The 25,908-nt window shown below is 39.6% G+C and carries 25 protein-coding genes and 1 riboswitch; of the genes, 13 read left to right on the top strand and 12 right to left on the bottom strand.

Going from position 1 to position 25,908, the window contains the following annotated elements; genetic code table 11:
• Window positions 1-185 precede the first annotated feature (185 nt).
• The 9 genes from murQ to OQ267_RS19810 all read left to right on the top strand — a co-directional run bounded on the left by murQ (window position 186) and on the right by OQ267_RS19810 (window position 10,171).
• Complete coding sequence (gene murQ / locus OQ267_RS19845; protein ID WP_088299519.1) at window positions 186-989, top strand: N-acetylmuramic acid 6-phosphate etherase; 804 nt, start codon at window positions 186-188, stop codon at window positions 987-989.
• Between the two features lie 97 nt (window positions 990-1,086).
• Window positions 1,087-1,653 carry a hypothetical protein gene (locus OQ267_RS19840; RefSeq protein ID WP_265819963.1) on the top strand — a complete coding sequence of 189 codons (567 nt, stop codon included), beginning with the start codon at window positions 1,087-1,089 and terminating at the stop codon, window positions 1,651-1,653.
• Between the two features lie 38 nt (window positions 1,654-1,691).
• A complete protein-coding gene (locus tag OQ267_RS19835) occupies window positions 1,692-2,429 on the top strand; it encodes a Bax inhibitor-1 family protein (RefSeq protein ID WP_265819964.1) in 738 nt (245 codons plus the stop codon).
• A gap of 152 nt (window positions 2,430-2,581) precedes the next feature.
• Window positions 2,582-2,685: riboswitch (SAM riboswitch) on the top strand.
• Window positions 2,686-2,822: 137 nt separating this feature from the next.
• Window positions 2,823-6,539, top strand: a complete 3,717-nt coding sequence (gene metH / locus OQ267_RS19830; RefSeq protein WP_265837698.1) for a methionine synthase — start codon at window positions 2,823-2,825, stop codon at window positions 6,537-6,539.
• Window positions 6,540-6,588: 49 nt separating this feature from the next.
• Window positions 6,589-6,741: a four helix bundle protein gene (locus tag OQ267_RS22595; RefSeq protein ID WP_416348673.1), complete on the top strand. Its 153-nt coding sequence runs from the start codon at window positions 6,589-6,591 to the stop codon at window positions 6,739-6,741.
• A 190-nt stretch (window positions 6,742-6,931) separates the two neighbouring features.
• Complete coding sequence (locus tag OQ267_RS19825; RefSeq protein WP_265837697.1) at window positions 6,932-7,885, top strand: methylenetetrahydrofolate reductase; 954 nt, start codon at window positions 6,932-6,934, stop codon at window positions 7,883-7,885.
• Window positions 7,886-7,929: 44 nt separating this feature from the next.
• Window positions 7,930-9,321 (top strand): pyridoxal phosphate-dependent decarboxylase family protein, encoded by a 1,392-nt coding sequence (locus OQ267_RS19820; protein WP_265837696.1) that lies wholly within the window; start codon window positions 7,930-7,932, stop codon window positions 9,319-9,321.
• Window positions 9,322-9,441: 120 nt separating this feature from the next.
• Window positions 9,442-9,669, top strand: coding sequence for a hypothetical protein (locus OQ267_RS19815; RefSeq protein WP_265837694.1), 228 nt, complete (start codon window positions 9,442-9,444; stop codon window positions 9,667-9,669).
• A gap of 82 nt (window positions 9,670-9,751) precedes the next feature.
• A complete protein-coding gene (locus tag OQ267_RS19810; protein ID WP_265837692.1) occupies window positions 9,752-10,171 on the top strand; it encodes a tail fiber domain-containing protein in 420 nt (139 codons plus the stop codon).
• Window positions 10,172-10,230: 59 nt separating this feature from the next.
• Here the strand turns inward: OQ267_RS19810 and thrC are convergent, their stop codons facing one another.
• From thrC to thrA, 4 genes are all read right to left on the bottom strand, one after another.
• Complete coding sequence (thrC, locus tag OQ267_RS19805; RefSeq protein ID WP_265837691.1) at window positions 10,231-11,553, bottom strand: threonine synthase; 1,323 nt, start codon at window positions 11,551-11,553, stop codon at window positions 10,231-10,233.
• Between the two features lie 92 nt (window positions 11,554-11,645).
• A complete protein-coding gene (locus OQ267_RS19800) occupies window positions 11,646-12,578 on the bottom strand; it encodes a homoserine kinase (RefSeq protein ID WP_265837690.1) in 933 nt (310 codons plus the stop codon).
• A 21-nt stretch (window positions 12,579-12,599) separates the two neighbouring features.
• Entirely contained in the window at window positions 12,600-12,950 is a 351-nt protein-coding gene (locus tag OQ267_RS19795) for a hypothetical protein (protein ID WP_265837688.1), read from the bottom strand.
• A 4-nt stretch (window positions 12,951-12,954) separates the two neighbouring features.
• Window positions 12,955-15,408 carry a bifunctional aspartate kinase/homoserine dehydrogenase I gene (thrA, locus tag OQ267_RS19790; protein WP_265837687.1) on the bottom strand — a complete coding sequence of 818 codons (2,454 nt, stop codon included), beginning with the start codon at window positions 15,406-15,408 and terminating at the stop codon, window positions 12,955-12,957.
• Between the two features lie 437 nt (window positions 15,409-15,845).
• On the opposite strand from thrA, the gene OQ267_RS19785 reads away from it, so the two are divergent.
• A complete protein-coding gene (locus OQ267_RS19785; RefSeq protein ID WP_265837686.1) occupies window positions 15,846-16,184 on the top strand; it encodes a TonB-dependent receptor plug domain-containing protein in 339 nt (112 codons plus the stop codon).
• On the opposite strand, the gene OQ267_RS19780 is transcribed toward OQ267_RS19785, so the two are convergent.
• Window positions 16,185-16,634: a GyrI-like domain-containing protein gene (locus tag OQ267_RS19780; RefSeq protein WP_265837685.1), complete on the bottom strand. Its 450-nt coding sequence runs from the start codon at window positions 16,632-16,634 to the stop codon at window positions 16,185-16,187.
• A gap of 116 nt (window positions 16,635-16,750) precedes the next feature.
• Here OQ267_RS19780 and rsgA point away from each other — a divergent pair, with 116 nt between their 5' ends.
• Together rsgA and OQ267_RS19770 are read left to right on the top strand one after the other, a co-directional pair.
• Window positions 16,751-17,671, top strand: a complete 921-nt coding sequence (gene rsgA / locus OQ267_RS19775; protein WP_088299924.1) for a ribosome small subunit-dependent GTPase A — start codon at window positions 16,751-16,753, stop codon at window positions 17,669-17,671.
• Window positions 17,672-17,895: 224 nt separating this feature from the next.
• The gene (locus OQ267_RS19770; RefSeq protein WP_265837683.1) at window positions 17,896-18,849 is read left to right on the top strand and encodes a Smr/MutS family protein; all 954 of its coding nucleotides are present in this window, start codon (window positions 17,896-17,898) and stop codon (window positions 18,847-18,849) included.
• A gap of 63 nt (window positions 18,850-18,912) precedes the next feature.
• Here the strand turns inward: OQ267_RS19770 and OQ267_RS19765 are convergent, their stop codons facing one another.
• Window positions 18,913-19,779, bottom strand: coding sequence for a carbohydrate kinase family protein (locus tag OQ267_RS19765; RefSeq protein WP_265837681.1), 867 nt, complete (start codon window positions 19,777-19,779; stop codon window positions 18,913-18,915).
• Between the two features lie 87 nt (window positions 19,780-19,866).
• On the opposite strand from OQ267_RS19765, the gene OQ267_RS19760 reads away from it, so the two are divergent.
• Window positions 19,867-20,292, top strand: coding sequence for a YybH family protein (locus OQ267_RS19760; protein ID WP_088299504.1), 426 nt, complete (start codon window positions 19,867-19,869; stop codon window positions 20,290-20,292).
• 81 nt (window positions 20,293-20,373) lie between these two features.
• Here OQ267_RS19760 and OQ267_RS19755 read toward each other — a convergent pair whose 3' ends face one another.
• From OQ267_RS19755 to hemW, 6 genes are all read right to left on the bottom strand, one after another.
• Window positions 20,374-20,988: a sugar O-acetyltransferase gene (locus OQ267_RS19755; RefSeq protein WP_265837678.1), complete on the bottom strand. Its 615-nt coding sequence runs from the start codon at window positions 20,986-20,988 to the stop codon at window positions 20,374-20,376.
• Window positions 20,989-21,058: 70 nt separating this feature from the next.
• Complete coding sequence (locus tag OQ267_RS19750; RefSeq protein ID WP_265837677.1) at window positions 21,059-21,937, bottom strand: cupin-like domain-containing protein; 879 nt, start codon at window positions 21,935-21,937, stop codon at window positions 21,059-21,061.
• A 127-nt stretch (window positions 21,938-22,064) separates the two neighbouring features.
• Window positions 22,065-22,850, bottom strand: a complete 786-nt coding sequence (locus OQ267_RS19745) for a DUF3050 domain-containing protein (RefSeq protein ID WP_265837675.1) — start codon at window positions 22,848-22,850, stop codon at window positions 22,065-22,067.
• Window positions 22,851-23,127: 277 nt separating this feature from the next.
• Complete coding sequence (locus tag OQ267_RS19740) at window positions 23,128-23,679, bottom strand: fasciclin domain-containing protein (protein WP_265837673.1); 552 nt, start codon at window positions 23,677-23,679, stop codon at window positions 23,128-23,130.
• 190 nt (window positions 23,680-23,869) lie between these two features.
• Window positions 23,870-24,652: an SDR family NAD(P)-dependent oxidoreductase gene (locus tag OQ267_RS19735; protein ID WP_265837671.1), complete on the bottom strand. Its 783-nt coding sequence runs from the start codon at window positions 24,650-24,652 to the stop codon at window positions 23,870-23,872.
• A gap of 86 nt (window positions 24,653-24,738) precedes the next feature.
• Window positions 24,739-25,851 (bottom strand): radical SAM family heme chaperone HemW, encoded by a 1,113-nt coding sequence (hemW, locus tag OQ267_RS19730; RefSeq protein WP_265837837.1) that lies wholly within the window; start codon window positions 25,849-25,851, stop codon window positions 24,739-24,741.
• Window positions 25,852-25,908 lie beyond the last annotated feature (57 nt).

Below are 25,908 nucleotides of genomic sequence, written 5' to 3'. Positions count from 1 at the left end.
CGTTAGGCAAATTTATGAAAATAAGCGGGTTGATATATTTTTAACTGCAATTTCTTGTCTTTTGTTTATAATATTTCACATAAATTAACAGTATAACATCTGCTCTATCAAGTGGCAATCTATATTTTTAAATTTTTAGGGTAGATTTTAGAAAGAATTTACCGAATTTTATCAAAAATAAATTTATGAATAGAGTTACCGAGCAAGAATCAAATTATAACCACATTGATGAAATGTCGGTAATGGAAGTTTTGCAGGGGATTAACAATGAAGACAAAACCGTAGCCTTTGCTGTTGAAAAATCTTTGCCTCAGATTGAGAAATTAACTTCGGCCGTTGCCGAGAGAATGAAAAAGGGCGGTCGGCTTTTTTATATAGGGGCAGGTACCAGCGGCCGCTTAGGTGTGGTAGATGCGTCCGAATGTCCACCAACTTATGGTGTTCCTTTCGATACTGTAGTTGGTATTATTGCCGGCGGGGATTCTGCCATCAGAAAGGCTGTAGAATTTGCTGAAGATGACAGCCTGCAGGCCTGGAAAGATTTACAGGCATTTCATATTAATGAAAAGGATTGCCTGGTAGGTTTAGCTGCATCCGGCACCACACCATATGTGGTTGGAGGTTTAAATACCGCACGCCAGCATGGAGTTTTAACAGGTTGCATTGTCTGCAATACTGATGGACCCATTGCTGCAGCGTCTGATTTTCCGGTAGAAGTGGTCGTTGGACCTGAATTTATTACCGGTTCTACGCGAATGAAATCGGGCACAGCACAAAAATTGGTTTTAAATATGCTGAGTACCACCGTAATGGTGCAATTGGGGCGTGTGGTTGGAAACAAAATGGTAGATATGCAGTTAACTAATCATAAACTGGTTGATCGCGGAACGCAAATGGTAGCTGATGAATTAAATGTGAGCTATGAAATAGCTGCAGATTTGCTGAGTAAACATGGAAGTGTGCGTAAAGCAGTAGAAGCAGGACACTGAGAAATGTTAGAATGAGAGAAGGATGAAATGATTGAATTTGGAAGTAATTTTAGCATTCTCTCATTCAAAATTCACTCATTCAATAATTAAAAAAAACATGCACGAGATAGAGCCGTATTACCAGTGGAGAGATGATTATATCTCGGCAGAGGATGAGCGATCGCCATTCTACAATACCGAATACTCTGAACTGTACTTTGATAAGCAGATCTATAATTTTCTGTTGCACCCGCAATGGGATGAGTTTGGTTCCAATACCTTGTACATGAAAGTATTGTATGCGGATTATGATAGAGGTTACGCGATTATTGAGTTTATCGGCGAATGGAATGATGCCATCAACAACGACATCATGTTGCTGAAACGCGATATTTTGGAACTCATGATGGATGAAGGCATTAATAAGTTTGTATTAATCGGAGAAAATGTATTGAACTTTCATTCATCAGACGATAGTTATTATGAAGAATGGTTTCAGGAAGTGGAAGATGGCTGGATTGTTGGGGTAAATTTCCAGGAACATGTTATCAGGGAGTTTAAAGATAACAACATTGATTATTACATTAATTTTGGAGGTGCTTTCGATCACCTGCCCTGGCGTACATTAAAACCGTTACAGTTCTTCAAAAAAGTTGAAGAATTGCTGACAAAAAGACTGAATTAAAGTATTATTTTTATAATTATTTAAATACACAAATAAAAATGGAACAACAAAATTATCAATATCAGGGCAATAGCGTGTTCGTGCAGGAAAACACAGTGTCTAAAAAATTCTTTGCCAGCGTATTCTTATGGATGTTCGTTGCTTTGTTAATATCAAGCGCTTCTGCATTTGTATTGGCAAATTCGCCAGGAATTTTATCCTATTTAGTAGCTGAAAAAGGATTTACCATATTTGGATACATTGCCATCTTTGCGCCACTGGGTTTAGTGATGTTGATGGGTGCTGCTATGCAAAGATTATCCTTCCCTGCATTAGTGGGTATTTTTCTGTTGTATTCTTTACTAACAGGTGTGATGTTGGGCTTTATTCTTTTAATTTACACAACAACATCTATTGCCATTTGCTTCGTTGCAGCAGCCGTTATTTTTGCTGTAATGGCTATCATGGGATACACTACAGATGTTGATTTAAGTAAATTCGGACCAATACTAATGGCTGGCGTAATCGGTTTGGTTATCGTAAGTCTGATCAACTTCTTTATCGGCAGCGAAACGCTGAACTACATTTTAGGCTTTGTTGGTGTGGCTATTTTTACTGCGCTTACCGCTTATAAGGTTCAGGAAATTAAAAGAATTGGTGAAGGTTTGGATGAAAGCGGAAATGAAATTGCATTGGCCGACAGCAAAAAATTAGCAATAATGGGTGCGTTGTCACTTTATATCACATTCATTAACTTATTTGTTTCTTTACTACGTCTCTTCGGTAGCAGAAGATAATTCACTAAATTCTGACCGCTGGATTTATCTGGTTTCAGGTTAATGACAAAACAATATTTTAAAGGCCGTGCATATTTGCATGGCCTTTGTAATTTTATTTGGCAGCGAAGCGATAAATTTTGGAAATGATGTTGCTTTGTTGCATTTTTGTATGCTTATTAAGAAAGACGGAGGGATTAGACCCAACGAAGTCTTAGCAACCTGTGCCAACAAGGTGCTACATTCTAATCTCGGTTAACCGGGAGAAAGATAAGTTAAGGAAGTACGATCCATGTGCCAACTTTTTGAATAAGCTTTTTTGAGATTTGAGAAATTAGATTTGAGATTTGAGGCCAATTATAAATGTCTTAATTTCTCAGATCACTCCTCTCGTCTCTCACATCTAATAACAGAATGAGCATAAGAGAAGAATTAGAAAAACGTATTTTAGTCATCGATGGTGCGATGGGCACGATGATTCAACGTTATACGCTTACCGAAGAAGATTTTAGAGGGGAACGGTTTAAGGATCATCCTTGCGATGTGAAAGGCAATAATGATTTGCTGAACATCACCCGTCCGGATATTATCAAAGCCATACATCTCGAATATTTAGCCGCTGGCGCAGATATTATCGAAACCAATACCTTTAGTACGCAAAGAATCTCCATGGCGGATTACCAGATGGAAGATTTGTCGTATGAATTAAGTTATGAAGGTGCTAGAGTGGCAAAGGAAGCGGCAGATGAGTTTATGGCTGCTAATCCAGATCGTAAGTGTTTCGTTGCCGGTGCCATTGGCCCAACCAATAGAACGCTTTCCATGTCGCCCAATGTAAATGATCCGGGTTACCGGGCGGTTTACTTTGATGAATTGGAGACCGCTTATTACGAGCAGGTGCGCGGTTTGGTAGATGGGGGCTCAGATGTATTGCTGATTGAAACCATTTTCGATACGCTGAATGCCAAAGTGGCTATTGTGGCCATCAAAAAATATGAAGAAGTTATTGGCCGTAAATTGGAGATTATGATTTCCGGTACGATTACCGATGCTTCTGGTCGGACCCTATCCGGACAAACTGCCGAGGCTTTTTTAAACTCAGTGATGCACGCAAAACCTTTAAGTATAGGTTTCAACTGTGCATTGGGCGCGAAAGAAATGCGTCCGCATATTGAAGAGTTAGCCGCAAAAGCGGGATGTTACGTTTCTGCCTATCCAAATGCAGGTTTGCCCAATGAATTTGGTGCTTATGATGAGCAACCGCATGAGACAGCACACTTAGTAGATGACTTTATCGCTTCTGGCTTTGTTAATATCGTAGGAGGTTGCTGTGGTACCACGCCCGAACATATCGGCTGTATCGCGGCGAATGCCAGAAAAGCATCACCAAGAAAAATTCCGGAAATTCAGCCGTTTATGCGGTTAAGTGGCCTGGAGCCCGTAACCATTACGCCTGAAAGTATTTTCGTAAACGTTGGGGAAAGAACCAATATTACCGGTTCGCCTAAATTTTCGAAGCTGATTTTAGGGGGTGATTACGAAGCTGCGCTCGCCGTGGCCTTGCAACAGGTTGAAGGTGGTGCACAGGTGATTGATGTGAACATGGACGAGGGAATGCTGGATTCGGAAGCAGCCATGACCAAATTTTTAAACCTGATCGCCTCCGAACCCGACATTGCAAAGTTGCCCATCATGGTCGATTCCTCTAAATGGTCGGTGATTGAAAATGGTTTGAAATGCCTGCAGGGAAAAGGAATTGTGAATTCAATCTCTTTAAAAGAAGGCGAGGATAAATTCCGCGAAAGTGCCCGTAAAATTATGCAATACGGTGCTGCTGTAGTGGTGATGGCTTTCGATGAACAAGGCCAGGCCGATAACTACGAGCGCAGAAAAGAGATTTGTAAAAGAAGTTATGATATTTTGGTGCATGAAATTGGATTTCCTGCGGAAGATATCATCTTCGACCCAAACATTTTAACTGTTGCCACCGGACTGGAAGAGCACAATAACTATGCTGTTGATTTTATCAATGCCACCCGTTGGATCAAAGAAAATCTCCCGCATGCTAAAGTGAGCGGCGGGGTTTCTAATATTTCATTCTCATTCAGGGGAAACAATACTGTTAGGGAAGCCATGCACTCGGCTTTTCTCTATCACGCCATTCAGGCAGGCCTGGATATGGGGATTGTAAATGCAGGGATGCTCGAAGTTTACCAGGAAATTCCACCTGAACTTCTGGAACGTGTAGAGGATGTATTGCTCAACCGGAGAGATGATGCCACCGAACGTTTGGTAGAATATGCCGATACCGTAAAATCAAAAGGTAAGGAAGTGGTTAAGGATGAGGAATGGAGAAAGGGCTCAGTGGAAGAAAGATTATCACATTCTTTAGTTAAAGGAATTGTAGAATACCTGGATGATGATGTAGAAGAAGCACGACAGAAATATGCCCGTCCGATTCAGGTGATTGAAGGGCCGCTGATGGATGGGATGAATATTGTTGGTGATTTATTCGGTGCCGGGAAAATGTTTTTGCCCCAGGTGGTAAAATCTGCTCGTGTAATGAAAAAGGCTGTGGCGTATTTATTGCCGTTCATTGAGCAGGAAAAACTGGATAATCCGGATCAGAATCAAAGTTCATCAGCCGGAAAAGTGCTGATGGCTACCGTAAAAGGTGATGTGCATGATATTGGTAAAAATATCGTAGGCGTAGTTTTAGCCTGTAATAACTTTGAAATTGTAGATATGGGCGTGATGGTTCCGGCACAGGAAATCATCAAAAAAGCCAAAGAAATCAATGCAGATATTATTGGACTAAGCGGATTGATTACGCCATCTTTAGACGAAATGGTTCACTTTGCCAAGGAGATGGAACGTGAAGGCTTTACCATTCCATTGATTATTGGTGGTGCAACTACATCCAGAATTCATGCTGCTGTTAAGGTGGCTCCAAATTATTCAGGGCCAGCCATTCATGTGCTTGATGCTTCCAGAAGTGTAACAGTTTGCAGTACCTTAATGAATCCGGAAACAAAGGATGATTATGTAGCAGGCATCAGGGCTGAATATGATAAAGCCCGCGAAGCGCATTTAAACAAGCGTTCTGATAAGCGCTTTAAAACGCTTGAACAGGCACGGGAAAATAAATTTAAGATCGATTTTAAACCAGATCTTCCTGTACCGGAATTTACCGGAATCCGGGTATTTGATCATTATCCATTAGAAGAACTCGTTCCTTACATTGATTGGACACCGTTTTTCCACACATGGGAACTACGCGGAAGCTATCCTAAAATCTTTGATGATAAAAACGTAGGTGACGAAGCCAAAAAACTTTTTGATGATGCACAAAAGTTATTGAAGCGGATTCTGGATGAAAAATTACTGACCGCCAGAGGGGTGATTGGTTTTTGGCCAGCAAATGCGGTTGGAGACGATATTGAACTGGAAGTCCGGAGTCCGGAGTCGGAAGTCGGAATTCATAACGGCGACTCAGGACTAGCGACTCAAGACTCCAGACTGGTAACCATACACACCCTTCGCCAGCAGGCAGAAAAAGTTGACGGACAACCTTATTATGCCTTATCAGATTTTATTGCCCCGAAAGAAAGTGGTATTCAGGATTATTTTGGTGGCTTTGCAGTAACTACGGGTATTGGAATTGATGCCTTGGTTGAAGAATTTGAATCAAACCATGATGATTACAACAGCATTATGGCAAAGGCCCTGGCTGATCGTTTGGCGGAAGCTTTTGCCGAACGCATGCATGAGCGGGTGCGTAAAGAATATTGGGGTTATGCCAAAGATGAGGATCTTTCAAACGCTGAATTAATTAAAGAGGAATATGCCGGAATTCGTCCCGCACCTGGTTATCCGGCCTGTCCGGAACACACGGAGAAAGGTACTTTATTTGAATTGTTAGATGCTGAAAACCAGATCGGACTTCGTTTAACAGAAAGTTATGCCATGTACCCAACGGCGGCAGTGAGTGGGTTTTATTTCGCACATCCTGAATCCAGGTATTTCGGATTGGGAAAAATTACCAAAGACCAGATTGAAGATTATGCCCTGCGTAAAAATATGTCAATAGAAGAAGTAGAAAGATGGCTGAGTCCGAATTTGGCTTATTAAGGTTTTGGGTTATGAGTTGAAGGTTACCGCTTTGGATGTATAGAATGCGATAGGCTATAGCAAAGGTTCATATGGAAAAGAAAATTATACTGATTTAGATGTTTGGAAACAGGCAAGAATCTTATCAAAGGAAATTTATTTGGCATCTTCGGATTTTCCTAACAAAGAAAGATTTGGCCAAATGAGCTCAATCAGAAGCTAGAGGTTCTGTTTACAAAGTCGAAACACAATTGTATTTTTTATGATTTGAATTTTATCACTGAACCGGATTTAAAGGCTATACTCATTAAACTGGAAACGACGCGAAAAACTATTAAACGGATTTATAAACTATTATCAAACAATTGTTCAATTAGCCCTCCCCAGACTTTTAACCTGCAACCTTTAACCCAATGAAAATAACCAACCATATAAAAAACGCCAAGGGTAAAACCTTATTCTCTTTTGAACTATTGCCGCCAATTAAAGGCCAGAGTATCCAGTGGATTTACGATGCCATTGATCCTTTACTGGAATTTAATCCGCCCTTTATTGATGTAACTTCCCTGCGTGAAGATTATATTTATAAAGAACAGGATAACGGCTTGCTGCAAAAGGTATCTTACCGCAAGCGGCCGGGTACGATTGCTATTTGTGCCGCAATTATTCATAAATACAAAATTGATGCAGTACCCCACTTAATTTGTGGAGGGTTTACCAAGGAAGAAACCGAAAATGCATTGATCGATTTACAGTTTTTGGGAATAGACAATGTATTGGCCCTGCGTGGTGATGCCCGTGCTGCCGATCATTCTTTCATTCCTACAAAAGGCGGACATTGTTATGCGACAGACCTCATCCAACATATCAAAAACCACAATGAAGGTAAATTTTTGCATGAAGATATTGATACCTTCAAAAGTGATTTTTGCATTGGTGTTGCCGGTTACCCTGAAAAACACTTTGAAGCACCCAATTTAAATGCCGACTTTAAGTATCTGAAAAAAAAGGTAGATATGGGTGCAGAGTTCATTGTAACACAAATGTTTTTTGATAATCAGAAATATTTCGACTTCGTAAAGAAATGCAGAGAGAATGATATCAATGTGCCGATTATTCCAGGTTTGAAACCAATCAGCACCCTCACGCAATTAAATGTGTTGCCTAAAATTTTCCATATAGACCTGCCGGATGAATTAACTGATGCTTTATCCCATGCTAAAAGCAATGCTGAAGCAAAAGAAATCGGTACAGCTGCAATGATTAAGCAATGCAAGGAGTTGATGGATTTTGGTGTGCCCGTACTGCACTTTTATACCATGGGCAGACCAGAACAAACGAAGCAAATAGCGAAAGCAATTTTCTAAAATGCTTGAATTAAACTGTTTTTGATTACCCATAAGAATTACAAATGAACCACTTACATAAAGACTTAGCTCAACTTGATGAAATTCTTACTCAGGTACAGCAGCAAAGTTCAGACTATTTAAATCATCTGCATAACAGACTGACAACTGGCAAAGTAAATCCTGATCAGGAAGTGGGTTTACATGAAGACGGTTTGGGCACTTTGGGTGCGCTCCAATTTTTTAATGATAGATTTGAACCTGCAATGGTGGCGTCATCAGGACCCAGGTTTTGGGGCTTTGTAACTGGTGGAACTACTCCTGCTGCCATTGCCGGCGACTGGTTGGCTTCCGTTTATGACCAAAATACACAATCGGCAAAAGGGAATGGCGATATTTCTGCAGTAATAGAATTCGAAACCATCAGGCTTTTATTGTCTCTTTTTAATTTGCCTGATGATTTTTTTGGCGGTTTTGTTACCGGCGCCACCATGTCAAACTTCACGTGTTTAGGGAGTGCCAGACAATGGATTGGCAAGCAAGCCGGAAAAGATTTTGCAAAAGATGGCGTGAGTGGTTTGATCAAAGTTTTATCAGCTACGCCGCATTCATCAGCAATGAAATCGCTTTCTATACTTGGAATAGGAAGCAATAATGTCGTTAAAATTAAAGTGTTGCCCGGTAACCGGGAAGCATTGGATGTAGCCGATCTGGAAGATAAAATTGTGGCACTAAATGGTGAACCTTTTATCTTGATTTCCAGTGCAGGGACTGTCAATACCGTCGACTTCGATGATTTCATAACCATTCAAAAGTTGCATAAAAAATATAATTTCTGGTGGCATATCGATGCAGCCTTTGGTGGTTTTGCAGCTTGTTCACCAAAATATCAACACCTGGTAGCGGGTTGGGAGCAGGCAGACAGCATCACTATCGACTGTCATAAATGGCTAAATGTACCTTACGAAAGTGCAGTATTCTTTTTAAAGGAGAAGCATAAGCGGCTACAGATGGAAACTTTCCAAAATGCAAATGCAGCGTATCTGGGTAATCCGCTAGAGAACTTTAATTACCTCAATTTCCTGCCGGAAAACTCCCGACGCTTAAAAGCATTACCCGCCTGGTTTAGTTTAATGAGTTATGGCAAGTCGGGCTATCAGGAAATTGTAGAAAACAATGTGGGTCATGCTTTACTGTTTGCTGAGTTTATAGAAAGTAATGAGGCATTCGAAATGCTTGCACCTGTGCGATTGAATACCGTTTGCTTTTCGTTAAAAGATAAAAATCACTTAGATGAATTTCTTCATCGGTTAAATACTACCGGTAAAGTATTCATGACCTCAACCACGTATAATAGTGTGAAGGGTATTCGTGCAGCCTTTGTAAATTGGCGGACTTCGGCAGTTGATATTCAAATTGCTACCGATGAAATGAAAAGAATTCTGACAGAACTTTAACGCAATTAGATTGTTAGAGAGTTTGTACAACCTATATTTGTAACAATGAAATTCACTGGTTTGAAGTATATATTGATCATTTGTATTACGGTCACTTTTTTTATAAAGGTGAGTAATGCCATGTCGTATATTAAATATTCGCCAACTGAACTGGAATATACATCTACCAATGATGATGCGACTGAAAAAGAGGAAAAGAAAGTGGAAACTGAATATTTCACCAATCATTTCTTTTCTGTTACGGATGTGTGTACATGCTTTATCACTGAGAAAAAGTTGATCATTCCGGATCATACGTTTAAAAAAACCTATTTCCCTGAGGTAATAACACCTCCACCATTGGGGTAATCATTTTTTATCCCTGTTTTTAATTCGCATGGCTATTCGGCTATTGCGGCAGTTTATCTTTTAATCTAAATTTATAAATCATATGAAACGAGCAATTTCATTTACATTTGCGGCATTTTTAGTTGCCGCATCTCTACAGATTAGTGCACAGGAAGTAGCACAAAACAATGTGAAACCAGTTACCAATTCATTGGAAACGGTTTCTAAATTACAACCAGTTAGTTTTAATTATGATAAAGCATGGGCAGAAAAATTAAAAATTTCTCCTAAACAACAATATGGTTTTATCGGAACGGAAGCTAAATCGGCTGTACCCGAAATCGTAAAGGTACAGGCTAAAGATTATGCAACAGGTAAAAACGCTTATCGGTCGGCTACGCTTACGAAGGTTGATTATGAAAGTTTAATCCCCCTACTGGTTGGTAGCATCAAAGAACAGCAGGAGCAGATTGAAGCATTAAAGCGTGAGATTCAGTCTTTGAAATCACATAGTGCCAAATGATACCGGAAAGGGCTGAATATTGATTCAGCCCTTTTATTCGGGTTAATGTTTTTGAATTTTTAATCAGGCATTTCTGATGCATTTAATAAATAATGTTTAAATCCTTCAAAATCCGCCCCTAACTGATCGGCCTGTTTTGGTCTGCTGGTTAAGGCTGTTACCTGTTCAGGGATTTCAATTTTGGCTGCCATATCCGCTGGAAAAATATCGGGAAATTTGCAGGCATGCGCCGTTGATAAAAATACAGCAGCGTTATCGTTTGCCGGGTTTTCTGCTCTGTACCGTTCAATGGCTAAGTAAGCGATTGCGGTATGCGGACAAGCCACATAATTAAATTTTTTATCAATGTCTTTAATCCCTGCAAGGGTTTCCTCATCATTAAAACGGTAAGCAGTCACTACCTTTTTCAAAGTGTCAATGTCATGGTCAAATAAATCCATGATGCGCACCCAGTTACTTGGTGCACCTACATCCATGGCATTAGAATAGGTTTGTGTGGATGGTTTTGTTTCGTAAAGGCCACTTTCCAGGAAACGGGGCACCGTATCATTGATATTTGTTGCAGCGATAAATTGTCTAACTGGTAAACCCATTTTATACGCAAGTAAGCCCGCACCAATGTTGCCGAAATTTCCACTTGGGACCGAGAAAATAACATCCTGTAAACCTGCTCTTTTCAATTGTGCATAAGTATTGAAATAATAAAAGGTTTGAGGAATCAATCTTGAAATATTGATGGAATTGGCTGATGTTAACCTGAATCTGGCATTTAATTCTTCATCGGCAAAAGCCTGTTTAACCAAAGCCTGACAATCATCAAATGTTCCCTTGATTTCAATTGCCCTGATGTTCCGGCCATTGGTCGTCAGTTGTAATTCCTGGATCGGGCTTACCTTTCCCTCCGGATAAAGAATGGTTACCCTGGTGTTGGGTACGCCTAAAAATCCGAGGGCAACAGCACCTCCCGTATCGCCGGAAGTGGCTACCAGAACATCCAGTAACTGCTCTCCGTCTTTAAGAAAATAAGCCATCACCCGACTCATGAAACGGGCACCAAAATCTTTAAATGCCAGCGAGGGTCCGTGGAAAAGTTCCAGTACAAATGTTTGATCATCTAGTTTTACAGCAGGCGCCTCAAAGTTAATAGCATCTTCAATCAAAGTCTTTAAATCATCTGCCGGAATTTCATCTTTAAGAAGTATTGAAGCTACTTTATAAGCAATTTCTGGTAGAGAATACTTTTCAATGTTCTGGATGAAATCAGCGTCCAGTTCCGGAATTTCTACCGGCATATACAAGCCTTTATCCTGAGGCATGCTGTTAAAAACAGCTTCTTTAAAAGAAACGCTTAAGTCTTTATTATTGGTTGAATATAGTTTCATTTGTAAAAGGTTGGAAAGTTGGAAGGTTGGGAGGTTGGAAGGTTTTGGGCGTTTAACCCGCAGCCTTTACGCCTTCTGCCTTCCAGCATTATTTACATTACTTTTGGTCCTTCGGCATTCACGGAAGAAACGTAGGCTTTGCTGTTTATGTTAATTTTATGCAGGTGTTGTTGCTGTGCTTTAGTGATTTTCTTTGCCGTTTCTTCATCTTTTGTCAGCGCAAAAACGGAAGGGCCGGAACCTGAGATACCGAACCCGATGGCGCCGTTTTCCATCGCAATAGCCCTCATTTCTTCGAAACCCGGGATTAGAATGGATCTCGTAGGTTCTACCAGCACATCTTTCATGCTGCGGCCGATTAAATCAAAATCATTCATAAATAATCCGCTAACCAAACCGGCAACATTTCCCCACTGGGTAACCGCATCTTTAAGCAAAACCTTGCTGCGAATCATTTGGCGGGCATCTTTAGTGGGTACATCCACCTCCGGATAAACAATTGCGGCATACATTCCGGCAGGGGTTGGTAATGAAATTACATCAAGTGGTTCGTAACTTCTTATTAGCACAAAACCACCTAAAATGGCCGGTGCTACATTATCAGCATGCCCATAACCGCAGGCCAGTTCTTCACCTTTCATCGCAAAAGGGACCAGTTCTTTAGGGGTTAATAAATCGCCCATTAACTTATTTATTGCAAATAAGCCGGCAACCGTACTGGCCGAACTGGAACCTAATCCACTGCCAATAGGCATTTTTTTATGCAGTTCAATTTCAACGCCAATATCCAAACGATTTACATGTTGCAGGTAATGTTGCACGCTGGCACTTACCGTATTTTTTGCAGCATCAAGGGGCAAACGGCCACCATCGCCGGTAATGTTTTTGATGATTACGCCTAGGGTATCGGTTAAACGCATTTCCACTTCATCGCCCGGCTGATTTACCGCAAAACCCAATACATCAAAACCGCAAACTACGTTGGCTACTGTAGCGGGAGCGAAAACTTTTATACTATTTTTCATTATTAATTGGCTTAGCTATTGTTAAGCGGTTATTTGGTTTATATGATATTTTAAATGCACAACATCATCTTCAATAAAATAAGAAAGTGTATGCAGCTCTCTTTTTCCTTTTCCGGTGTCACCGTTATTCTGGAGCTTTTCTTCCGGAATGTTTTTAATTACCCGGCAGATCTGATAATTTTGATAAAGCACCCATTCATCCTGGATATTATTCGATGCACTATCGATCAAATGACCCCGTAATTCTTTCTTAGACCATTTTGAGGGTTGAGGTTTATTGTTCCATGATTTTTCCGTCATGCTGTTAACATCAATTATTGCCTGATCAACCAAGTTTATGATTTCATTCTTATCTGCTAAAACCGGATTCATGGTACTAGTTGTTTAAAGTACCTACATTAATGATGTCGGCAAAAACTCCTGCGGCAGTAACTTCTGCACCAGCTCCAGGGCCTTTCACTACTAATGGACGGGATTTGTATCGGTCAGTGGTGAATGAGATGATATTGTCACTTCCTGAAAGCATATAGAAAGGGTGACTGTCATTTACCATTTGCAGACTGATTTCTACATGGCCATCTTCCAGTTTTCCGATGTAGCGCAGCACTTTCCCATCATTGGCCGCCTGGTTTTTCAAGTCCTCAAAATAAACCGAATTCTTTTGCAATTCAGCATAGAAATCTTCAACGGAAGTGGCATTTAAACAGACTTCGGGCAGAATGTTATCAATTTTTACATCAGCAGCTTCCAATGGATAACCCGCATCACGGGCTAGGATTAACATTTTACGCATGAAATCTTTTCCATTCAAATCATCCCGTGGATCAGGCTCGGTATAGCCCAACTCCTGTGCTTCTTTTACGGTTTCGTAAAATCCCGCTTCACCTTTAAAGTTATTGAAAATGTAAGAGATAGTTCCGGATAAAATGGCTTCAATACGCGCCACTTTATCTCCACTCATCATCAATTCTTTTAGGGTACGGATGATTGGAAGACCTGCACCTACATTGGTTTCATAATAAAAATCTACGCCAAACTTACGGGCAGTATCTTTAAATGATTTGTATTGTGCGTAATCTGCCGAATTGCCTTTTTTGTTGCAGGTAACTACAGAAATACTGCTTTCAAAAACACCCTGATAGAATTCGATAGGTTTTTCAGCGGCGGTATTGTCGACAAAAACGCAGTTTGGTAAATTCATGGCTTTCATTTTTGCTACAAACCCTGCCAAATCAGCCTGCTCACCATTTTCATTCAAATCGTTTTCCCAATTCTCCAGTGATAAGCCATCTGCATTGAAAACCATTTTGCGGGTATTGCAGATGCCGGTTACTTTTACCTGCAAATCATTATTTTCAGCAAGGAATGGCATTTGTTCTTTCAGCTGGTTAAATAAGGTTTTGCCGATGTTTCCTGTTCCCAGACAGAAGATATTTAGGGTTCTCTTTAAATCAGTAAAGAAGGCATCGTGAACAGCGTTTACAGCTTTTGATAAATCATTTTTGCTGATGATTACAGAGATATTATATTCTGAAGAGCCTTGTGCTATGGCCCTAACATTGATTCCGTTGCGGCCAAGTGCGCCAAACAAACGGCCACTCATGCCCGGCGTGCGTTTCATGTTTTCGCCCACAATGGCCAAAACGGCCAGGTTGTTTTCCACTTCGGGTAAAGCCAGTTTATTGGCATCCAGCTCCAGTTCGAATTCTTTTTTGATTAAGGCAATGGCCTGACCGGCATCTGTGGGTTTCACGGCAAAAGTAATGCTGTGTTCTGACGATGATTGGGTAATGAGCACGACATTAATCTGCTCACGGGAGAGAAGCGAAAATAACCTTCCGCTGAACCCGGCTTTGCCCACCATGCCACTACCGGTGAGGTTGATGATGCTGATGTGATCAATAGATGAAATCCCTTTGATAGGCAGGCTGGATGTTTTTACATCACTTTTAATATAGGTTCCGGCGAAGTCTGGTTCAAAGGTGTTTTTAATTACAATGGGGATTTTCTTCATGAAAGCCGGAATCATCGTTGGCGGATAAATCACCTTTGCCCCAAAATAGCTTAACTCCATCGCTTCTGTATAACTTAGTTCTGGTAGAGAAAATGCCTTTTTAACAATCCGTGGGTCAGCGGTCATCATGCCATTAACATCCGTCCAGATTTCGATTTCTTCAGCATTTAAGGCTGAACCCCATACTGCAGCAGTATAATCAGAACCGCCACGACCCAAGGTAGTTACCCTTCCGGCTGTATTACTGGCGATGAAACCGGTAACAAAAAGCACCTGGTCTTTATTGGCCTGGTAAAAATCATTAATTAATATTTCAGTTAATTCGGTATCTACCTTTGCCTGTCCGAAGTTGTTGTCGGTTTTAATTAATTCAGCTCCATTTACATAAAGTGCATGGCTTAAGGTCTGGGCGGCAATATGTGCGATCATAAAAGAAGAGCAACGTTCCCCGTAACTTAAAATCTGATCTTTCGTTTGCGCACTTAATTCGCGAAGGTTGGTTACGGCCTGCAATAAATCTTCCAGCTCATTAAAGAAAATTTTCAGACGGGTGAACACCGGGTTTTGCGCCGCTGCGGGTAAAAGCGAACGAATCACTGCAAAATGTTTCGCTTCTATTTCTTTTAAAGAGGCATCATAATCTTCTCCGCGTTCAGCCCGTTCTGCCATATCGGTAAGCAGGTTGGTTACACCACTCATGGCCGATAATACAACTACCGGATTGCTTTGTAATTTTTCTTTGGCTACGATATTAAGTAGCGTTTTAATGTTCTCGGCCGAACCTACGGATGTGCCGCCGAATTTGAGTACTTTCATTAGTTCTGGTTTTTAGCGAAACTGCCACTTTGCTTGTTAATTATGTTGGTTCAGTACAGTTTCAGTGGTTTGGGTAAAAAAAAAGCGCCCCGATTTGTGTCGGGACGCTTTCTGTGTTTTTATGTTAATTCAATTGACAACAAATTAGCCCCGCTGGTTTATCCCGGTGGTAATAATAATCGTTGTCATAATTGATGTTGTAAAATTCATGCCTTCTTCGTGTACTTTGTACACCGTAAAGTAGAAGAATATTTTTTTAAAATGCAAATGTTTTTTCAATTTTATTTCTGAATTTTTAATAAAACGTTTAAGTAGATGAGATAAAGATATTTTTTGAACTGAAAACCGGGTGGGTTTTAAATGATGAATTTAAAATTTAATATCATAAATTCCTATGGAATCCTGATTGATTTGGCATCATTATTAAAATAAATTCCATGAAATTCTTTTTTGCTGCTTTAATGATGATTGTCTTTAGTGCTACTGCCTATTCACAAAATAATATTGAAATAAAATTAAAATGTGGAGAAACATCTCCAACGAGTCCGGCACCGCTTTGGATTATGGTATTTAAAAATAAAACTTTTATTATAAAAAATGAATATACAAAAGCGATCAATCCAAATACAATTGAGTCCGTAAATGTAACAAAAGATGCGGCTGCCGCTGCTATTTATGGAACCAGGAGTGCCCACGGTGTTATTACCATCATCATAAGGGATAAATTTAAAAAAAAGGAATTTAAAAGACTGAAACCATATCTTGAAAAACTATAATTACCTCACGCCAATATAAATCTCCACTTCTGAATCTTCGCCTCGCTGAGATTTTTCACCATAAACTTCAAAATCAGCATGATAGGTGCGGTATAAGGCAATATCATTGGCCCAGATTTCTTTCCAGGTTTCGACAACAGCATTCGGCATTTCCCCTTTGGCGATATACCTGAGCAGCTTTTCGTTTTTTATTTCCCGTCCTGTTAAACCATCCGGGATCTCATCCAGAGAAGTAACACGGTGGCCAATAATGGTGGTGTAGCTTCCGGTATAATCACTTTCATAATCAGTATAAATGGCATAAACATCATCACTCTCTCTATTGGGGATTTGTTTGCTGATTTCCTCCTGATAGAACCTGCCCCAAAGCTGTCCTAAATCTGTAGCGGCCTGATTGTTTTGATTGGTTGTTTGAACCGATATCCCGATTATCTTGAATTTTTCCATCATTTAAATTTTAAGCTAAGGTATTGTTTGTTGAATAACTTTAAGCTTCTAATTTTTAGAAAATGCATGAGCTTCCATTATCCATTTTCCCATCCCTTATGCTTACCTTTGTGCAAAGTATGCAAGGATTAGTTATAAAATCTACAGGGAGCTGGTACAGCGTGTTAGGTGATAATGGCGAACGTTACGACTGCCGGATTGTTGGGAAATTCAGGATGAAAGGCATCAAAACCACTAACCCAATTGCTGTTGGAGACCGTGTGAAGTTTGATTTGGAACGTGACAGCAACCAGGGAATCATCGATGAACTGTTGCCCCGGAAAAATTATATCATCCGCAAATCCATTAACCTGAGTAAGCAAGCGCAGATTTTGGCTGCCAACCTGGATATGGCCATTTTAGTGGTTACCCTTGCCTCGCCAAGAACCTCTTTGGGTTTTATTGATCGCTTCCTGGTTACGGCCGAAGCTTATGATGTGCCGGCGGTTCTCGTATTTAATAAACTGGATTTGTTTAGTAAAGAGGGCTTGGAAATTCTTCAGGAGTTTAAAGATATTTATGAAAATATTGGTTATGCGACCTATGAAGTTTCTGCTTTGAAGGGCATCAATATTCCTATTATTCAGGAATTAATAACCGATAAAATCACTTTAATTTCTGGTCATTCAGGTGTAGGAAAGTCAAGTTTAATTAATGCCCTTTTGCCTGACCGCGATTTACGTACGGGGGAAGTTTCTGACTGGAGCGATAAGGGACAGCATACTACCACATTTGCAGAAATGTTTGAACTGCCTCAGGGCGGCTTCATTGTCGATACACCTGGTATTCGTGAGTTGGGGGTAATTGATATTGAAAAAGAAGAACTGGGGCATTTTTTCAGGGAAATTTTTAAAACCTCGCATCAATGTCGTTTTAACAATTGCCGCCATGTAAATGAACCTGGATGCGCTGTAATTGAGGCCGTAAATAATGACGAAATAGCCATTTCAAGGTATGAAAGTTACCTGAGCATTTATCATGGTAACGACACCAGGCATTAGCCCCCCAGCCCCCTGAAGGGGGAGTTGAAAGGCTAGGTGGAAAAGCTGGAAGTACAACGCTGAGCGCACAGAAAAAGAGTTGTTATAAACTATAGAGAGTCAAAAACCTCTTTCAGAGGGATTTGAAAGGCTAGGTGGAAAAGCTGGCTACAGAGGGAAAAAAATAAACGTTTTGTTTAAACTATAGAAAGTCAAAAGCCCCCTCAGGGGGGTGGGGGGTAAATATGAAATTCAAACTGGGAGATTTTGTTCGTTTTGTTGATGAAAAACGTGAAGGGTATGTGACAAAAATTATCGATGCGCAAACATTGGGCGTTACCGATGAAGATGGGTTTGAAATTCCTGTGGCCATTAGTAACTTAACCTCAGTTCATGGCCATGGCGTTATTACTGAGGTACAAGATGCACCTAAGCCTGTTCAGGTAAATGTACCGTCTATAAATAAAATTGAAAATGGCATTTATGTTGGCGTAGCTACTGATAATAAGGCCGGGAATGTGGTTCACTTTCATTTATTAAATCAGTCGCCAAATGTGCTTCTGGTGAGTTTAACTACGGAAAGAAAAGAAAAATATGCAGGTGCTTTTCATGGTGTTATTGAGGCTTATCAATCCACCTTGGTTTATTCGGCATCATTGGCAGACCTGGATCTCTGGCCGGAGTTTACTTTTCAGATCTTAATTTCTGGTAAAACGGATGTAAAGCCTGTTGATCCGCTGGTGATCCGCAAAAAGTTCAGGGCAAAAGATTTCTCTTCTGAACAGAAAGAACTACCAGTAGCTAAAAACGAGGGCTGGCTGATTCGCCTCGATGATCTGGTACCTGTTACCATCGATGCACAGAAGTTAAAAGAGAGTTTCTTTAAATCGCCGGCAGAAAAGAAAACCGTAGAAGCACCGGCAAAGGAAATTGATTTGCATATAGAAAAATTGAGAGATGATCATCACTTTTTAGAGGCAGATGAAATCCTGCAAATCCAATTGAATTATTTCCAAAATGCGCTGGATGCAGCAGTTGTTCATCATTATGATAGGATGATTTTTATCCACGGTTCGGGTAATGGAACACTCAGAGATAAAATCCACAAACTGATCAGCAAAAATCCACATATTAAAACTTATATGGATGCCAGGAAAGAAAAATTCGGTTACGGCGCAACGGAAGTGGTTTTTAAGTAAATTGGTTCATTAGTTATTGGTTCGTTTGCTACCTGTGAACTTAAAAATGAAAATTACAAACTGTTAACTGAAAACCTCATCGCCATAATCAGGATTTGCGCCAGGTTGTGAGGCGACGAATGCGCCAATCTTACAGGCCCGGTCTAAGGTGGTATCTATTGGGTAGCCCTTTAGGTAGCTTGCAATAAAGGTACCCAGAAAAGCATCGCCTGCACCAACAGTATCTTCAACTTTAACCTGATAACCTTTATGGTGGTAAAGTCTGTTCTCTTGCAGTACATAAGCGCCTTTGTCGCCCACAGTTAAGCAAATGATGTTGATGTTAAAAGTGTGGCTTAGCTGTTTCAAAAGCTGTTCATCTGTATTGCCTGTTAAAGCCAGTTCATGTTTCAAATAAACCAGTTCGTGCTCATTAACTTTTAAAATATCAGCTTCAGCAAGCAGCACTTTCAACGTTTCAATCGTAAAAAAAGGTGAACGAAGATTAATATCAAATATTTTAAGTTTAGCATGCTTCAATAATGATGAAATCGTATTTCTGCTTTTTTCATTTCTGCAGGTCAGGCTGCAATAAACCAGGGCATCAGCATCTTTGACAGCAGCAACTGCTTCTTCCGAAAGTTCAATTGCATCCCAGGCAACCGGCTCTACAATGGTATATGTTGCCTGATGCTGTGCATCTAATTTTACCTCAACAGTACTGGTTGGCAAGTTATTGAATTGAATTAAATCTGACTCGAAATGCTGATCATTTAAAAACCGGATTAATTCTTTTCCTGATTCATCATCTCCGACTGCGCTGATAAATTTACTGTTGATCCCTTGTTTATGAAGATTTAGAGCTACATTCATGCTTGACCCACCTGCTTTTTTCCCCTCAGGGAAAACATCCCACAAAATTTCGCCTATTGAAATCACTGTTTTTTTCATGCCTGATTATTTGTGACGTAAAGAAACAGTTTTTATACATGGATCGGAATAATTTGTTTCATATCTTTACCATAAGACCAGAAAATAATGAAGATAAAAATATTGACCCTACTGCTAATTTGTTCAGTGGGCGCATTTGCACAGTCGCCAAAAGATAAACAGGCCATTCTGGATGTACTCGAAATGCAAAGAACAGAATGGAATAAAGGTAATTTAGAAACTTTTATGCAAGGTTATGTTAAAAGCGACAGCCTGCTTTTTGTAGGCAGCAGCGGCCCCACTTACGGCTGGCAGAAAACACTTGATAATTATAAAAAAACCTATGCGGGTAAAGCCGGAATGGGCGTGTTAACTTTTGGAATTAAAAAAGTGGATTTTCTAAATACTGACGTAGCCTTTGTTTTAGGAAGCTGGCATTTAAAGCGTGAAAAAGACGAGCCGCAGGGTTATTTTACCTTATTATTTAAGCGATTGAATGGGGAATGGAAGATCTTTGTAGACCATTCCAGCTAAAAACTGACGTAGTTTTAAACTTCATGGCCTTAATTTCTTATCGTTTGTTAGTTAGAAACGATGATTTAATGTATGGAACAATTATTCTCCAAGTTTAAAATCTTTATAATAAAATTCCTTATCCTCGTCAGTAAGTTGGCGGATCACCCTGCAAGGGTTTCCGGCAGCGAATACATTGTCCGGAATATCGCGGGTAACAATACTTCCAGAACCAATAACCACATTTGAACCAATTTTCACGCCGGGATTAATCACTACATTGCCGCCAATCCAAACACTGTTCCCAATCGTAACTTCCTGTGCCCATTCATATTCCTGATCACGCAGATGTGCATGAATGGGATGTCCCGCCGTGTAAATGGCTACATTAGGTGCAATAAAAACATGGTTCCCGATAGATACCTTCGCGCAATCTAAAATAACCAGATTAAAATTAGCATAAAAATGATCGCCGATTTCAATATTATAACCATAATCACAACGAAAGGGTGGTTCGATATAAAACATTTTTTCGGTTTTGCCGAAGAGCTTTTTGATCAATTCTTTACGCTGTTTAACGAATTTTGGTGCAAGTTGATTAAATTCAAATACCACTTCCCGGGCCTTTAGTCTTTCTTTCGATAGCACTGCATCGCCGGCCTGGTAAGCTTTACCCGCCAGCATTTTTTGTTTTTCGGTAAGGAGGTTGATGTTCATAAATTTTAAATTTAAAAAAATACGGGGCTAATCGTAACCGACGCCCCGCTGCAATGCATTTATCAATATGTTATGATCTGCCTTTGGCTAATGCGCGTTCAGCAATCTTCACGGCTTTTTTCTCTCTCCAGTTGGCATATTTTTCTTTGAAAGTCATTTTGATTAAACTATCAATGGCACCATGTGTAAATAAACTCCAAACACTGGCTACTTTGCGGGTAATGGATTGATCCCATGCACGTAAGCTTAAAGAGAATGAACCATCAAGATATTTCATCCAGTGCCACATGCCTGTTGGCATAAATAAGGTGTCGCCGTGTTCTAGAAAAACTTCATAACCTTCAACGCCTTTTAACGCAGGGAATTTTTCAAAATCAGGATTGTCTACCTGGTAATCTTCTAGTGCATAGGTGGCATTTGGCAAGCAATACAATCTGTCTTTCCATTTATTATCGAAAAGAATAATATGCTTTCTGCCACCAAAATGCGTGTGGAAGATATGTGGTAAATCAATGTCGTAATGTAAAAAAGTAACGGAGTTTGATCCACCAAAAAACATGGCAGGCATGCTTTCGATAAAACCACCCATTAAATCTTTTGGAATTTTTACATCATGAATTAAACTGGGAACTTTCTTAAATAAATTAAAGAAAAAGATCCTCAATTCTGTAGGCTCACGTTTAATTAAATCAAGGTAATCACCAAACTTCATGTGGGCTGTTGCCGCATTAATCGGTTTCGATGGATCAGCTTTTGAATTATCGTACAATGGAACTTCCAGTTCACCGCCGATTTCTTTTAAGTATTCTGTCGTCCACTTTTCTCTTGCTGGCCAGTCTTTGGTAAGGCCTTTAATGACAAGCGGGCGCTTCGTTTTCAAATAATTTTTTTTGAAATCTTCAGGAGTAATGTGCTCCACGATATCAACAGGTTTTAGAATGAAACTCATGCGTTTAAAATCGGTTATTTGTGCCGAACAACAAAAATGTAAATTTTATTTTACAAAAAGTATACTGTGGACTAAATGTGACTTAAATCACGTATTTAACTTAACAGGAAGATAACAATTTGGTCATTTAAGCCAGAACTTTGCTTTTAACAATTTCGGCATAAGCGGCATCCCATAAATTTATGCGGTTTTGCAAAGCCATCTTAGTTGTTTCTTCAGCCTCTGCCCAAAACAGATCTTCTTTCTCGCATAACTTTTCTGTCATGGCCAAAGCCAGATGGCTGTGATGGTCGCCATCTACTTCAATATGGCGTTCCAGATAATATTTAAAAATGGACACCTTTTCGGGTTGAGTACTGTTTAAATCATGAACCATGCTAAAGAACATGTTTGGAATTAAATCTTCCCTGCCGAATGTAAAACTGGCCGCTTGCAAATGCGTTTTGCCGCTATTAATGGTTTCGAATGTAGCATTCATAAAATCTCTGGCAGCCTGCGGAACTTTAGCTAATTCATAAGCCATGTTAAAATCTCTTCCATTCTTTAATGAAGTTAAGAAATTGTTTATGGGATTGATGTTAGCACCACATTGCACCATCGCATCTAAATACAGTTCGAAATGGCTTTTAACATTGCCACTGGCATCAAGATCACTTTCCTCCCCAGCAACAATTTCATTAATAAGTTGACGCGTAACTGCATCACCCACCGGAAACCAGGGTAAAGTGGTACAGGTTAAATTGATTTGTAAAGATTTAAGCAGCGACATAAAATCCCAAACGGCGTAGATGTGATGCTCCATAAAAATTTGCAAATCTTCTATCTCACTAATGGCATGATATACCTTGTGGTTGATAATCTGCTGTCTAAGCGGTTCAATGTTTTCCTTGATTTTTAAAATATTAGGATGCATGTTTTCGTATTTGAATGATCAACAGGTGAGTAAGCATAATCAATGATTTACCAAACTAATTTTTTGTCCCGTTTTCATTTGTAAATTTATGCACCAAAATTAAGCAGTAATTCGCGACAACTTCCTAAAAATCAAAAACCTGAAAAACGGCTGACAAACGACTTATTGAAATTAGGTCAGAACTCAAATGCAAAAAATAATAATGGAAAAATGCTTTACAAAAAAAAATGCCTTTGCCGAGGCAAAAGCATTTTAATATTTAAACTAAACTGATGTTTTATTTAGGCATTAAAACTGAATTAATTACATGGATTACACCATTTTTTTGGTATACATTAGCAATTGTTACGGTACTCATACCACCTTTTTCATCTTTTAATACTAATTTTTTACCTTCCATCCAAGCCCAAAGTTTACCACCTTCAACTGTTGTCAGTTCAGCTTTACCACCACCAGCGTTGATGGCTGAAGCAATTGCTTTGCTATCTAATTTACCAGCTACGACGTGATAAGTTAAAATTTTAGTTAAAGTTGCTTTGTTTTCTGGTTTTACTAAATTGGCTACTGTACCTGCAGGAAGTTTATCAAACGCTTCGTTTGTAGGTGCGAAAACGGTGAACGGACCAGCACCTTTTAGGGTTTCTACCAAGCCTGCTGCTTTAACTGCTGCAACCAGTGTTGTGTGGTCTTTAGAATTTACAGCGTTATCTACAATGTCCTTAGTTGGATACATGGCTGCACCGCCAACCATAGGATTTTTTTGTGCATAAACCTGAGTGGTAACTGCCATAGTAACTACTGCAATTGCCGATAAGATTAGTTTTTTCATTATTTTAAATTTTAAGTTTTTGTTATTTGCCTTCATTTACGACACATCACAGATACTTGGTTTTTTAAAACATGAAAATTAATGTTAAATAATTGATTTATAATGTTTTAAAATTATTTTTTTTGAAATATTTGCTTGTAAATTCACATTGAATCTACAACTATATGGGGTAAGTGGATTGTTTTAGTGATCAGGTTACCTTTGCATTTTTAATCTTTTTGGAGAAATAGGACGGGAAAAACCGTTTCAGAAAAATGGCTTTGGTTTCTTTTCCGCCGATATATACTTCTTCTTTTTTGGCCTTAACAGCAACCATAATTTGTTTGGCACAATCTGTTGCGCTCATTCCGTTTGCTTGCGCATCGTCCATACTTCCTTGGCGACTACCATTTGCAGTTAAAGCATTAACAGAAACGTTAGTTTTAATAAATCCCGGGCAGATCAAGGTAATATGAATATCTGGATGCTCAATTTCTGATCTTAAAGAATCGAAATACCCATGCAAAGCATGCTTGGATGCTGCATAGGCTGAGCGGAACTTTGTGCCGAATTTTCCAACCAGACTGCTGATCACGACGATTTGACCATTGCCATTTTTTATCATTAACTGCAAAACCGCCTTACTTAAAATTACGGTTCCCCAGAAATTGGTATTCATAATCTGCTGTTCGGTATTTAGATCTGTTGACAGTGCTAATCCACGTTGACTAACTCCACCTGCATTGATTAGTAAGTCTATGCTGCCAAAAATCCTGATCGCATCTTCTGCCTTTTTTGTCAGGGTTTCCGTTTCACATAAATCGAAAGCTAGCACATGTACATTAAAAGAATTTTGGCAATTGCCTTTCACCCTGAAGAGCTCATCACGGTTCCGGCCCGAAATAATGAGTTTGTCTCCGGCTTTAAAATGTTCGTAAACCAGGGCTTCACCAATACCTGATGATGCGCCCGTAACCCACACAATTTTAGACATATATTATTAATTAATTTTTGAATGATAGCGTTTTGAATGAGTGAATGTTGTTTAAACCTAAATCAGTCCTTCCCTAGTTCATTCATCTAATCATTTTCTATTATAAACAATTCTGAAGCAATATGATCGGCAAAAAGTTTACCGCTTTCGCTGAGTTTAATTTGATCATTCTGGATAATTAACCAATTCTTGTCTTCAAAAGCTTTCAGATTATAATTGGTTTCTTCTAAAAATGCAGAGCCAAAATCAGCTTTAATTTTCTTTAAGTCTGTGCCCCACATGGTCCTCAAAGAAGTCATCATGTATTCATTAAACCTATCATTTATTGATAATTCTTCTACTATTTCAGGGAGTTTGTTTTGCGCCAATACCTCAATGTATTGTGCATTGTTAGCAGGATTCATATACCGGTTTTGTCCGTCAAAACCATGTGCTGAGGGTCCGATTCCTATATAATCCACGCCCCGCCAGTAATTGGTATTGTGTACCGCATGGTGATCTGGTTTAGCAAAATTAGAAATTTCATAATGTTCAAAGCCTGCAGATACCAATTCATTCATCAACATGACAAATTGTGCGGCACTTTGGCGATCACTTACAGGTGTTTGTTTCTTGTTTTTTATTGCATGGGCCAAAGCTGTTTTTGGTTCCACGGTAAGGGCATATGCTGATAGATGCGGTGCCTGAAGTGCTATTGCTTTATGGATGTTATCGAGCCATTTTGAATCGCTCAGCAGGGGATAGCCATAAATCAGGTCGAGACTCAGGTTTTCAAAACCCGCATCCTGACTTCTCTTAATACAATCTTCAGCTTCCATTGCATGATGAGCACGGTTCATCCAAACCAAATCTTCATCAAAAAAAGATTGAATCCCTACGCTAAACCTATTAATGGGAAGTTGCTTTAAGGTTTTTAGTTTTTCAGCAGTCAGATCATCAGGATTAGCTTCGATGGTGATTTCCGCATGAGCATCAACTGAAAAGGTATGATTGATGGTATCAAAAATTTGCTGCAGAGCGTTTTCTGATAAAATAGAGGGGGTTCCTCCACCGAAGTAAATGCTCCCCACCTGGCTCGAAATTCGATCCTGTTTCATCTTAATCTCCCTGCAAATGGCATCTACCATCTCAGTCTGATACTTCAATGAAGTACTGAAATGGAAATCACAATAGTGACAGGCCTTTTTGCAAAATGGGATATGGATGTAAATACCGGACATGCCGCAAAGATACAGCATATTCTAAATCCATTTATT

It is taken from the genome of Pedobacter sp. MR22-3, assembly GCF_026240075.1.
GTDB lineage: Bacteria > Bacteroidota > Bacteroidia > Sphingobacteriales > Sphingobacteriaceae > Pedobacter.
This window is presented reverse-complemented; position numbering and strand designations above follow the sequence as displayed.